This is a genomic window from Synechocystis sp. CACIAM 05 (genome assembly GCF_010222815.1).
Classification (GTDB): Bacteria; Cyanobacteriota; Cyanobacteriia; order Cyanobacteriales; family Microcystaceae; genus Synechocystis.
The window spans coordinates 1,654,209-1,666,998 of record NZ_CP019225.1 but is presented as its reverse complement, the minus strand read 5'-3'; the positions used below and the strand labels follow the sequence as shown (position 1 = coordinate 1,666,998).

The 12,790-nt window shown below is 47.8% G+C and carries 11 protein-coding genes; 8 read left to right on the top strand and 3 right to left on the bottom strand.

Annotated elements, in window-relative coordinates; genetic code table 11:
• Positions 1 to 34: 34 nt before the first annotated feature.
• On the bottom strand, positions 35 to 1,711 hold the full coding sequence (locus BWK47_RS07985) for a M14 family metallopeptidase (RefSeq protein ID WP_162328239.1): 1,677 nt from the start codon (positions 1,709 to 1,711) through the stop codon (positions 35 to 37).
• Between the two features lie 34 nt (positions 1,712 to 1,745).
• Here BWK47_RS07985 and BWK47_RS07980 point away from each other — a divergent pair, with 34 nt between their 5' ends.
• From BWK47_RS07980 to BWK47_RS07950, 7 genes are all read left to right on the top strand, one after another.
• Complete coding sequence (locus BWK47_RS07980; protein WP_162328238.1) at positions 1,746 to 2,729, top strand: glutaminase; 984 nt, start codon at positions 1,746 to 1,748, stop codon at positions 2,727 to 2,729.
• 104 nt (positions 2,730 to 2,833) lie between these two features.
• A complete protein-coding gene (locus BWK47_RS07975; protein WP_162328237.1) occupies positions 2,834 to 3,076 on the top strand; it encodes a hypothetical protein in 243 nt (80 codons plus the stop codon).
• Positions 3,063 to 3,515, top strand: coding sequence for an HNH endonuclease (locus tag BWK47_RS07970; protein ID WP_162328236.1), 453 nt, complete (start codon positions 3,063 to 3,065; stop codon positions 3,513 to 3,515). Before BWK47_RS07975 ends, BWK47_RS07970 begins: the two co-directional genes overlap by 14 nt.
• A gap of 80 nt (positions 3,516 to 3,595) precedes the next feature.
• Positions 3,596 to 4,435: a prephenate/arogenate dehydrogenase gene (locus tag BWK47_RS07965; protein WP_162328235.1), complete on the top strand. Its 840-nt coding sequence runs from the start codon at positions 3,596 to 3,598 to the stop codon at positions 4,433 to 4,435.
• Positions 4,436 to 4,569: 134 nt separating this feature from the next.
• Positions 4,570 to 6,204, top strand: a complete 1,635-nt coding sequence (locus tag BWK47_RS07960; protein WP_162328234.1) for a cytochrome c oxidase subunit I — start codon at positions 4,570 to 4,572, stop codon at positions 6,202 to 6,204.
• Between the two features lie 56 nt (positions 6,205 to 6,260).
• Positions 6,261 to 6,857: a cytochrome c oxidase subunit 3 gene (locus BWK47_RS07955; RefSeq protein WP_162328233.1), complete on the top strand. Its 597-nt coding sequence runs from the start codon at positions 6,261 to 6,263 to the stop codon at positions 6,855 to 6,857.
• A gap of 98 nt (positions 6,858 to 6,955) precedes the next feature.
• Positions 6,956 to 7,621, top strand: a complete 666-nt coding sequence (locus tag BWK47_RS07950; RefSeq protein WP_162328232.1) for a Uma2 family endonuclease — start codon at positions 6,956 to 6,958, stop codon at positions 7,619 to 7,621.
• A 55-nt stretch (positions 7,622 to 7,676) separates the two neighbouring features.
• Here the strand turns inward: BWK47_RS07950 and hslO are convergent, their stop codons facing one another.
• Both hslO and katG read right to left on the bottom strand, forming a co-directional pair.
• Positions 7,677 to 8,585 (bottom strand): Hsp33 family molecular chaperone HslO, encoded by a 909-nt coding sequence (gene hslO / locus BWK47_RS07945; RefSeq protein ID WP_162328231.1) that lies wholly within the window; start codon positions 8,583 to 8,585, stop codon positions 7,677 to 7,679.
• A 48-nt stretch (positions 8,586 to 8,633) separates the two neighbouring features.
• Positions 8,634 to 10,823 carry a catalase/peroxidase HPI gene (katG, locus tag BWK47_RS07940; protein ID WP_204250488.1) on the bottom strand — a complete coding sequence of 730 codons (2,190 nt, stop codon included), beginning with the start codon at positions 10,821 to 10,823 and terminating at the stop codon, positions 8,634 to 8,636.
• Between the two features lie 278 nt (positions 10,824 to 11,101).
• Here katG and BWK47_RS07935 point away from each other — a divergent pair, with 278 nt between their 5' ends.
• A complete protein-coding gene (locus BWK47_RS07935; protein WP_162329647.1) occupies positions 11,102 to 12,478 on the top strand; it encodes a cytochrome c biogenesis protein in 1,377 nt (458 codons plus the stop codon).
• Positions 12,479 to 12,790 lie beyond the last annotated feature (312 nt).

The window sequence follows — 12,790 nt, the reverse complement described above, 5'->3', positions numbered from 1 at the left end:
TTACTTGAAAAAAGATTGTGCTATTGCCTATATCCTAAGGTAGGACTAACTCCGTTTGTACCGTGCCAGCCCTCTCAGCCTGGGCAGTAATAGTTAACTTTTCTCCGGGGTTACCCCTAATTACCCAAATTAAGTGATGGCGATAATCAATACCATTGGCTAAGGAAGATTTCGCTTTGTTGGATCTTCCTTCTAAATGTGGTAATTCCTGTTGCAGTTTTCCGGTAATTAACATTACGTCGTCGGATTTTTCCAGGTTAATTTTAATGGGACGCACCGCTTTCCTTTCCAGAGCTTTTTGACTGGTGTAGGTGGGCAAGAAACCCTGATTTTCCCATTGCACTGTGATTTGGTAAATATTTTCTCCTTGGGCAGTAATTTCGGCTTTAGCCACTGCCAAACGGGGAGCCATGAGGGCATGGGTAATGGCAAAGCGAAACTGTTGCTCACAGAGTTCGGGTAAAAACTGAGCTGGAGCATTTTGCCACATGGTTTTAAAACTCCAACCGCCAATTTCCACCTTGCCTAGTTGGGGATGATCAAAGGGTTGCCAATGGACAAAACCCTCGCCGCTCAACGCTTGGTCATTCCATTGCATCAGTTTGTAATCGTCTTCTGGAGGATGCCAACGGAACCATTCGATTAAATCTTCTTTTTCAATGCCTGCCGCGGTGGGAGCGTCCCAAAGTTCCACTGTAAAACCAAACCAACCGTAGTGGTCATAGGCATAATCATCCATTACCCCGTAGATGACTTCTTTGGGATGGTAGCGAAAATCGTGGTAAGCGGAAATGCAATTGTAACCAGTCAATTCTTTGCCCTTTTGCCCAAGAATTTTGTACACTTCTAGGTCTTCTACGGGCAAATTTTCATCTGCTTGGGAAGCGTAAGGGCGCAGAATCACGGCCGAATAGGTGTGGTAGCTAATAAAACCATTAATATTGCGATGCTGTTGCCAAAATTCGGCTTCTGCTCTGGTTTCCGGTTCAGAAAAGGGGAAATCTCCGGCACCCTGCTGTTGTCCTTCCGGGGCCCATTGGTGGGGATAGTTGCGATTAAAATCCAATCCTTCCTGCGTGGGGGCAAGGTCAAATTCGTAGCCGTCATAGTTGCGGATCAGACCTTCTGGCAACAAAGTGTAGTATTCACCGCCAAATTCCTCTGGCGATCGCCCGATCATTACCCTGGGATCTTGATCAGAAATTTTCCAGGCACCACAGGAATCGGGAAGACGCATTTGCAAAATTAAACCGTCACCGTTGACATCCTCAGGGTAAAGACCATCTCTTTCTTCGGGGTAGGGATAGGGTCGCACACTGGATCGCAACAGGTAGGGGGTGGTTAAATATTTTTCCGCTCCATCCATGGCTAGCCGGGGTAGGACGTAAACGGTGTAGTGGTCAAGCAAATGGGTAATTTGGGCATCTTCCCCATACTTGGTCATCAGTTGATGCAGGCAATACAAGGCCACCGCCGACCCCGTCACTTCCCCAGCGTGGGTGTTGGCATCGATCCAGTAACCGGGTTTATGGCGATAGTCCCCCGTAGCCTGATTAGTGGCGATCGCCACCCAAATGTCGCGACCGGCATAGCTTTGGCCAATGGTTTGCACCGTTAGTAGGAAACTGTAATTACTTTGCAGTTGTTGTAAAAACTGGTCTATTTCCTGGTAGGTGAAATAGTGACTGAAATCAAAGGGAGGAACGGTCATGGGGGACGCAACGGATCACAAAGGGTGAATAACGATGGGGATTGGCCTAAACTCAGATCCCAAAGTCGTACATCATCAATCTATACCTAAACCTAATGCCATGGCGATCGCCAATTACAGAGCCATTACAACCAAACAATGGCAAACATGGGTAGAAGCTGCCCGTCTTCAGGCCCTCAACGGTAAGTTGCCCCAATACATTCCTCAGTTGGGCTTGGTTAATCCAGCTAATTTTGCGTTGGACATTGGCGATGAAAACGGCATTATTTACGAAGCAGGAGATACGGACTTAACGTTTAGTCTGATGAGTGTGGTCAAACCCTTCCTGTGGCTTTACATACTCCATCACCGGGGTTGGCAGTGGGCCGAGCAAAAAGTTGGCGATCGCCCTTCGGATTTACCGTTTAATTCCGTGGAGCAATTGCAACAGGATGGGGGTTATCCCCGCAACACCATGGTTAACAGTGGTGCCATCTGCTTAGCGGGTCAGATTCCAGGAGCAACGGCAGAGCAACGGTGTGAAAATTTTCTCACTTGGTTAAACCACACCGCCCAATGTCAACTCTGGCTTGACCAAGAACTATTGGCTTCAGTCCATTCCCTGCCCAATCCCCGCAATCTGGCGATCGCCCATTTGTTAGCAGCAAAAGGTTATGTGGAAGATGCGGCCCTGGCTCTAGAAACCTATAACCAACTTTGTTGTTTGAGTGGTTGTCTCAAGGATTTATTCAAGCTGGGTCTAGCGTTACAGTGTCCCCAGCCGCCGTTACAACCGGACACCACTGCCAGAGTCAAAGCTACCATGGCCAAAGCGGGACTGTATGAAATGTCAGAAGCGTTTTTTCGGCGCACCGGCTTTATCTGCAAATCCGGGGTAAGTGGTTTAATTTTGGCTTGTTTGCCAGCCCAGTCACCGACCATTTTTGCCTGTTATAGTCCGCCTTTGAATGAAGAAGGAAACCCGGTAGCTCCCCTGGCACTATTGGAGTTTTTGGCAGAGTTCACCTCTGGAAATTAAAGAAACAGTTATGCCTCATTTAGTCTTGTTTGATGTTGGAAACGTTATAATTGGGCTGATTAAAACAATAATAATTTCCCAAACAAATGCTCGTGAGGTTTTAAATGGTTACAACTTTTAGCAAACCATCTTCTTTAGTTCACGAAATTCATTTAGAAAAGGTCGGTAGCTGGAATTTATTCAAGTTTAATGAATCCTTACAATTACGAATGGAAGATCTTTTACAAAAGAAAAAATCCGACCAAATTACCATCGAGGAAATTGCTGAATTGGATGCTATTGGTGAATTAGACCGTATTTTTACACATATTAACGCAATGCTAGCAGCCCAAGATGCCAATCAGTGAAGATCTCAAACAAGCTATTCGGCAACGGGCAAGATATATCTGTGAATATTGTCATTCCCCAGAACGATTAAGTGCAAACAGATTCACTATTGATCATGTAATTCCCAAATCTTTAGGTGGTTCTGACACATTTGATAACCTTGCGCTTGCTTGTCGTCGTTGTAACGAAAGGCGCTATAACTTTGTGGCCAGTATAGATCCACAAACTAAAAGTATTGTTGCCATTTTTAACCCCCGCCAACAGAATTGGGCAGAACATTTCATTTGGACAAATAGAGGGATAATAATACAAGGAACCACACCAACCGGTCGTGCGACGTGTATCCGACTTGATTTAAATGATACCCGTTATCCAGAGGAAGATTCTATCCAGGAAACACGACGATTTTGGTTGAAAACGGGACTGCATCCCCCCATAGATGATCCGTGGCAAAATTGAAGCAATTCGATAATTTTCCTGACCTGTTGAACTTCCTGAATAGAGTTTGATAAAAATCAATGAAGATGAATTGAAATTAAATGAAAATTGGTGTTGTTGGTTTAGGTTTAATTGGGGCTTCCCTAGCGGGAGACTTGCGTCGTCAGGGCCATTATTTAATCGGGGTTTCTCGGCAACAAAGCACCTGTGAAAAAGCAGTAGAAAGACAATTCGTGGATGAAGCGGGCCAAGATTTATCTCTTTTGCAAACAGCAGAAATTATTTTTCTTTGCACCCCCATTGAACTAGTTTTGCCCACCCTGGAAAAGTTAATTCCCTACTTAGTGCCCACAGCCATTGTCACCGATGTGGCCTCCGTCAAAACGGCGATCGCCGCACCGGCCAGTCAACTTTGGTCTGGGTTCATTGGTGGTCACCCCATGGCAGGGACAGCGGCCCAGGGCATTGACGGGGCAGAAGAAAATTTGTTTGTCAACGCTCCCTACGTGCTCACTCCCACGGAAAGTACTGACCCAGAGCAATTGGCCTGTTTACGTTCAGTTTTAGAACCCCTGGGGGTAAAAATTTACCTCTGCACTCCGGCGGACCATGACCAGGCAGTAGCCTGGATTTCCCATTTACCTGTAATGGTGAGTGCTGCTTTAATCCAAGCCTGTGCTGGTGAAAAAGATGGGGATATTCTCAAACTAGCCCAAAATTTGGCCAGTTCGGGTTTTCGGGATACCAGTCGGGTGGGAGGCGGCAACCCGGAGTTGGGCACCATGATGGCCACCTATAACCAACGGGCTTTGCTAAAAAGTTTGCAAGACTATCGTCAGCACCTGGATCAGCTAATTACCCTAATTAGTAACCAACAATGGCCTGAACTCCATCGTCTTTTACAACAAACCAACGGCGATCGGGACAAGTATGTTAAATAAACCAATAGCAATCGCCAGGGGGATGAATTCAGGAGGCTGGGCATTGATCCAGAACAAATTTAGGAACAATCGGTGCCCACTGCATAGCTTTCTGTTAAAAATAAACAAGCACTGCCCTTTCCCGCTCAGAGCGCATGACCTACCAGCCCACCGCATCGGTTCCCCTTCACCGCCCCTGGCACGACTATCTCAAATTCAGCACAGACCATAAAGTCATCGGCATTCAATATTTGCTGATGTCCTTCTGCTTTTTCTTAGTGGCGGGATTATTGGCCATGATTATCCGGGCAGAATTACTCACCCCCCAATTGGACGTGGTGGACCGTAGCCTCTACAACGGTCTATTTACCCTCCATGGCACCATTATGATTTTCCTCTGGATTTTTCCAGCCAATGTGGGGTTAGCCAATTACTTAATTCCCCTGATGATCGGTGCCAAGGACGTAGCTTTTCCGGTGTTGAATGCGATTGCCTTTTGGTTAATGCCAGTGGTGGGAGTGTTATTGATTGGCAGTTTTTTCTTGCCCACTGGTACGGCCCAGGCGGGGTGGTGGTCCTATCCCCCGGTGAGCATCCAAAATCCGTCGGGTAATTTCATTAACGGCGAATTTCTTTGGCTTTTGGCAGTGGCCACTTCGGGCGTTTCTTCCATTATGGGGGGAGTTAACTTTGTCACCACCGTCTGGAAATTGCGAGCCCCAGGACTAACCCTGTTAAAAATGCCTGTTTACGTCTGGACAATTTTGAGTGCCCAAATTTTGCAACTCTTTTGTCTGCCAGCGTTAACCGGAGGGGCCATAATGTTGCTCTTTGACCTTTCCTTTGGCACTACTTTTTTTGATCCCTTTAACCAGGGCAACCCAATCATTTATCAACATTTATTTTGGTTCTATTCCCACCCGGCCGTCTACGTCATGGCCCTGCCCGCCTTTGGGGTATTTTCGGAAATATTGCCGGTTTTTGCCCGTAAACCACTGTTTGGCTATAAAACTGTCGCGATTTCTTCTTTTCTCATTGCTATCCAGGGCACCTTCGTTTGGGTACACCATATGTTTACCAGTGCCACCCCCAACTGGATGCGGATGTTTTTCATGGCTAGCACCATGCTCATCGCTGTACCGACGGGAATCAAAGTTTTAGCCTGGACAGCAACGGTGTGGCGGGGGAGTTTACGCCTGAAAACCCCCATGCTGTTCTGTTTAGGGGGAATTGTCATGTTCCTGTTTGCGGGCATCACGGGCATTATGCTAGCTTCTGCTCCCTTCGACTTACATGTCAATAACACCTATTTTGTGGTGGGGCACTTCCATTATGTGGTCTTCGGCACTGTGACCATGGCCATTTATGGGGCAATTTATTTCTGGTTTCCGAAAATGACTGGGCGTATGTATAACGAAGCCTGGGGCAAGCTCCATTTTGCTTTGACTTTCATTGGTGCTAATTTAAACTTCTTCCCCATGCATCCCATTGGGTTACAGGGGATGTTGCGGCGCATTTCTTCCTACGACCCGGAATACACTACCTGGAATGTGGTGGCCAGTTTGGGGGCGTTCATGTTGGGCATGTCTACTCTACCGTTCATTGCCAATATGGTGGCCTCCGCCTTCCAGGGTCGTCGGGTAGGCAATAATCCTTGGAATTCTTTAGGTTTGGAGTGGACCACACCGTCGCCGCCACCGGAGGAAAACTTTGAAGTTATTCCTACCATTACGGTGGAACCCTATGGTTACGATCGCCCTGTGGATTTGACCACTGAAGTAACCACATAGTATGGGCTTTTTCCGCCGTTGACCCCGTTAACTGAGCAAGCATACGAGGAAATTTTATGGAATCAGGTAATCATCTCCCCCATGGCAAACCGACCGAAGGGCAGGAACCGGATAATTTAGGCTTTGGTTTTCCTGTCTTTTTAATGTCGGAAAGTGTGGTATTTATCAGCTTTTTTGTCACCTACACCATTCTGCGGCTGACCAATAAACCCTGGTTTCCCCCTGGGGTAGACGGTTTAGACGTGACGAGGGGAGCCATTAACACCGTGGTGCTAGTTACCAGTAGCGGAGCGATTATCTTGGCAGAAAAAGCCCTGCACCGAGGAGAAATGAAGTTATTTCGCCTACTGTGGTTAGCCACCATAAGTCTAGGGATTGTTTTTCTTTTTGGTCAGGCGGCGGAGTGGGCTGGTATGCCCTTTGGACTGGATGCGGGATCAGCCGGGGGAACCTTCTTTTTACTGACTGGTTTCCATGGACTGCACGTTTTCACCGGGGTCTGCCTGTTGCTTTATATGTATTGGCGCTCCCTCCAGCCCCACAATTTTGATCAAGGCCATGAAGGGGTAACGGCGATCGCCTTATTTTGGCATTTTGTCGATGTAATTTGGATTATTTTATTCATTTTGCTTTACCTTTGGCCTGTGAATTAGGTTCTTTAGGATTTTTCAGATCCAGCATCCGGGAGTAGGATCGGGGTAAAAAGATCAGTTTTTTAACAAGCACACAATTCCTAGGGAGAGGTGGTGATATGGCGATTGATCTAGAAACTCGTCAACAACAAACTTTAACCAAGCCCAGGGCAGACCATCTTATTCTGCTGGATCCAGTTAGTTGGGATACATTCAATCAATTATTGGAAGAATTGGGAGAAAAACGGAGTCAAAGATTTGCCTACGACTGTGGAATTCTAGAGATTATGAGTCCCTTGGGTGTTCACGAAAACAACAATCGCTTTATTGATGACCTCATTCGAGCGATCGCCGATGAACTAGGTTTAAATCTTAAAAAGTTTGGCTCATTAACCTTAAAGATTGATCGAACTAAACAGGGAGTGGAGCCGGATTCCTGCTATTACCTAGAAAATGAACCCCAGGTGCGGGGCAAACAGCACATTGATCTAACCGTCGATCCTCCCCCAGATTTGGTGTTGGAAATTGATATTACCAGTGGCTCCTTGAACAAGTTTCCGATCTACAGCAATTTAGGCATACCGGAGATTTGGCGCTATGACGGCGATCGCCTAGGGGTATTTGTGCTCCAACCGGAGTCGGGGCAGTATGAACCCATTGATCGGAGTCCCACTTTTCCCTTTTTGCCTCTGGAACAAGTCCCTTTGGTGATTGAACGTAGTTTGGCGATCGGGGAAACGGCGGCCCTGAAGGAGTTTCGCCAATGGCTAAAGGCCAACCGTTGAATGTTTTCCACCTTCCCCACTACATGGTTGGCTGGCCATTTCTGGGTAGACGAATTTAAAGCTTTTCGGCTTTTTCCCGCTGGATTTCCCCAATTAACTGGGCCAGATGATGGCGATCGGCCTGGTAGACTTCACCGCAAAAATCGCAGGTGGCTTCGGCTCCATTGTCTTTTTCGATCATATCTTCTAGTTCATCTTGTCCCAGTATTTTTAGGGCTCCCAACACCCGGGGAAAGGAACAGCGACAATCAAAGCGTAAAAGTTGCACTTCCGGCAGAATGGCCAGACCAAAATCCCCCAATAATTCTTGAAAGATATCTTTGAGGGATTTGCCTGAACGCAAAAGGGGCGTGAAGCCGGTCAAGTGCCCCAATCGGGATTCCAAAGCGGCAACCAATGCTTCGTCCCGGGCAGCCTTGGGCATTACCTGTAAAAGTAGCCCCCCGGCGGCGGTTACCCCATCTTTGCCCACAAAGACCCCCAACAACAGGGCGGAGGGAGTCTGTTCGGAGGTGACTAAATAATGGGTGACATCCTCACCAATTTCCCCGGAAACTAACTCCACTGTGCTGGAGTAGGGATAGCCAAAGCCCACATCCCGCACCACATAGAGAAAGCCATCCTGGCCCACTGCGCCCCCTACGTCCAATTTGCCTTGGGCATTGGGAGGGAGTTCCACCGAAGGATTTTGTACGTACCCTCGTACTGTACCGTCTAAGCCTGCATCTACCAACAGACCCCCGAGGGGGCCGTTACCACGGATGCGGATATTTACCCGGGATTTCTCCTGCTTCATGCTAGAAGCCAGCAGTAACCCAGCGGCCATGGTGCGGCCGAGGGCAGCGGTGGCAACGTAGGAAAGTTGATGGCGTTGGCGGGCTTCCTCAGTCAGGTTGGTGGTAATTACTCCCACTGCGCGAATACCCCCATCGGCGGCGGTGGCGCGGATCAATTGGTCTGCCATGGATTGCTGAAATGTTGCCTGAATTTTGTGATGCTTCTATTGTGCCAACTAGCCCCTAGGGAGATCAAACCGGTCGGCATTCATCACTTTAGTCCAGGCGGCCACAAAATCACGGACAAATTTTTCCTGATTGTCGTCCTGGGCATAGACTTCTGCGTAGGAGCGTAGGATGGAGTTGGAACCAAACACTAGGTCTACTTTAGTGGCAGTCCATTTAACTTCCCCCGTTTGGCGATCGCCGACTTCATAGAGATTGGAGCCCGCCGGTCGCCATTGGTAGGCCATATCAGTCAAATTGACGAAGAAGTCGTTACTGAGTACTCCTACCCGGTCGGTAAAGACTCCATGCTTGGCTCCGCCATGGTTAGTACCTAACACCCGCATACCACCGATTAAAACAGTCATTTCCGGTGCCGTCAGTCCCATTAATTGGGTGCGCTCCAACAGTAATTCCTCTGGTGGCACAGCGTAATCCTGTTTTAGCCAGTTACGATAGCCATCGTGGATCGGTTCCAACGGAGTAAAGGATTCTGCGTCAGTCATGGCTTGGGTGGCATCCCCCCGGCCGGGCAGGAAGGGTACATTAACCTCGATCCCCCCATCAAGGGCCGCTTTGGCGATCGCCGCTCCCCCTCCTAGCACAATTAAGTCCGCTAGACTGACCGGCTTAGCAAAATTAGCTTGGATATTTTCCAGCACCGCCAAGACTTTTGCCAACCGAGCTGGCTCATTGCCGGGCCAATTCTTTTGGGGTTCTAGGCGGATCCGGGCCCCATTGGCTCCCCCTCGATAGTCGGAACCACGGAAGGTACGGGCACTATCCCAGGCAGTACAAACTAGTTCAGAAACTGTTAAGCCGGAGGCTAAAATCTGTTGTTCAAGCTCCTTAATTTCCCCTTCAGAAAGGGTGTAATCCACTGGGGGAATGGGGTCTTGCCAAATTAAATCTTCCTGGGGCACATCGGGACCAAGGTAGCGGCTCTTTGGTCCTAGATCTCGGTGAGTTAGTTTAAACCAAGCTTTGGCAAATACTTCCGCAAAGTAATCTGGCTCCCGATAGAAACGCTCCGAAATTTGTCGATAGATGGGGTCCTTAATCATAGCCATATCGGCATCGGTCATGATGGGATTGTGGCGAACATTCGGATCTTCCACATCGACAGGTTTATTCTCTTCTTTAATGTTGACCGGTTCCCATTGCCAAGCCCCGGCAGGACTTTTCTTCAGTTCCCACTCGTGGTTGAACAACATATAAAAATAACCATTGTCCCACTGGGTAGGGTGGGTGGTCCAAGCCCCTTCAATGCCACTGGACATAGTTTCCCGCCCCACACCTTTGCCGTTTTGGTTGTGCCAACCCAAGCCCTGCTCCACCACATCAGCTCCCTCTGGTTCTGGCCCTATAAGCTCAGCTTTACTGTTGCCATGGCATTTCCCTACGGTGTGCCCCCCAGCGGTAAGGGCAACGGTTTCCTCGTCATTCATGGCCATGCGGGCAAAGGTAGTGCGGACGTCCTGAGCTGTGCGTAAAGGATCCGGGTGCCCATCCACCCCCTCAGGGTTAACGTAAATTAATCCCATTTGTACGGCGGCCAAGGGATTTTCTAAGCTTTCCCGGTCTTCACTGCCGTAGCGATGGTCACTGGAAGCAAGCCATTCCTTTTCTGCTCCCCAGTAAATGTCCTTTTCCGGGTGCCAAATGTCTTCCCGACCACCGGCAAAACCGTAAACCTTGAGCCCCATCGACTCATAGGCCATGGTGCCAGCCAAAATGATCAAATCTCCCCAGGAAAGTTTATTGCCATATTTCTTTTTGATCGGCCAGAGTAGGCGGCGGGCTTTGTCTAAATTGACGTTATCTGGCCAGCTATTCAGGGGGGCGAAGCGTTGGTTGCCAGTGGCGGCCCCACCCCGACCATCGGCAATGCGATAAGTGCCAGCAGCGTGCCAGGCCATACGAATCATTAATCCACCGTAATGACCCCAGTCGGCGGGCCACCAACTTTGGCTATCGGTCATCAAATGGTGTAGGTCTTGTTTAACAGCAGCTAAATCCAGTTGTTGAAACGCTTCGGCATAGTTAAACCCACCGTCCATAGGATTTGTTTTACGGTCATGCTGATGCAATATGTCTAGATTCAGCGCATTGGGCCACCAGTTGAGATTGCCGTTCTGCCCGGTTGTATTTGCTCCGTGCATTACAGGACATTTACCGGCCGGTACCTGATCATTAGCCATGGGTTTTTCCTTACGATGGTTGTGTGGGTGGGGGAAAACTCTGTTTCTTAATTTCCTGGCGGGTTGGGTGCCCATTAATCACATCAATATTGACTTAACCACAACTTGCCGGGGCCCTAGTGCCATGCTGCCCCGGGGTCGCAGATTAGTCAATGGGTAGAATTTCCCACAGGATTAGAGTCTAGAAGCAACTGTTGATCATCGACCAAATTCCATTGCCATGGGGCCGGCGATCGGGGCACAATGATAGGGCTATCTTTAACGCTGTCACCTCTTTCATGACCATTGCCAATCCTTCCCCTAGTAACTTTTTTCAGCAGTTAGGTCGGCAGTGCCTCAAAACCCTGGCAGATCTCCGTCTGGCGATCGCCCTTTTACTATTAATTGCTGTTTTTAGTATCAGTGGTACGGTAATTGAGCAGGGGGAAAGTTTAAGTTTTTACCAACAGAATTATCCTGAAGATCCAGCTCTATTTGGATTCTTAAGTTGGCAAGTAATTTTACAACTAGGTTTAAATCAGGTCTATCGAACTTGGTGGTTTTTGGGGCTGCTAATACTTTTCGGTTCTAGCTTGACGGCCTGTACCTTTAATCGTCAATTTCCTGCTTTAAAAGCAGCTCGCAGTTGGCAATTTTATCACCAACCAAGGCAGTTTAAAAAATTGGCTTTAAGTTTTTCTCTACCCAATGGAGATAGAGACAAAATTGAAAATTTACTCCAGGATAGGGGTTACAAAATCTTCCAAGAAGGTGACAGTGTTTATGCCCGTAAAGGTCTGATGGGAAAAGTCGGTCCTATCATTGTCCATGCCGCCATGCTAATCATTTTAGGGGGGGCAATTTGGGGAGCATTGACGGGATTTTTTGCCCAACATATGATTCCCAGTGGTGAAACATTCCAGGTAAGTAATATTATCGAGAAAGGCCCCCTTGCCGACAGTCAAATTCCCAAGGATTGGGGCATTAAAGTCAATCGATTCTGGATTAATTACACGGAAAATGGCGCCATTGATCAGTTCTATTCTGATTTGTCCGTGGTTAATAATCAAGGGGAAGAATTGGACCGGCAAACCATCTCCGTTAACCATCCCCTACGTCATCGAGGCGTTACTTTTTATCAAACTAACTGGGGCATTGCGGGGGTAAAAGTAAAACTCAACAATAGTCCTGTGTTGCAACTTCCCATGGCCCCTTTACAAACCGCCAATGGTGGCCAGTTGTGGGGAGCCTACATTCCCACTAAAACTGACTTTAGCGAAGGTGCCGCCCTATTAGTTAAAGACCTCCAAGGTACAATGATCATCTATGACCAAGAGGGCAATTTGACTGATGCAGTGCGGGCTGGTTCTACGGTGGAAATTAATGGAGTGAATATAACAATTGAAGAGTTGGTGGGTAGCACCGGTTTACAGATTAAAGCTGATCCCGGTATTCCTTTTGTTTATCTTGGTTTTGGTTTGTTGATGGTGGGAGTAATGATGAGTTATGTTTCCCATTCCCAGGTCTGGTTATTGAGCGTTGATGGGAATGGTCAACGGGAAATTTATTTAGGGGGAAGAACCAACCGAGCTCAAGTTGCTTTTGAGCGAGAAATATTGGCGATCGCCGAAGAGGCGGAGGTAAGTTCTAAAACAGAGGCTAAAGTTAATGCCTAATTAAACAAATTCAGCACAGGCTAACCGCCAAAGTTCCTCCAGTAGGGGTGATATATTTCCTAATGGCGGTATCGTTTTTGGGGTTAGTTAATGAATTGAAATCCTCCCTGAAGAAGTTCAACCTAATTTTGTTCGGCAGCCATCCTATGTTCATCCATCTAAGAGCGTGTTTGAAAAGTAGGGTGAAGAATGGAAAATGGTGAAAAGAATAAAATTTTCACCATAATTAATGATAATCCGAGAATTTTACAGCACGGACATCACTGATAGCCAGTGGCAATTGGTAGAACCCCATTTACCCAAAGCAAAAAC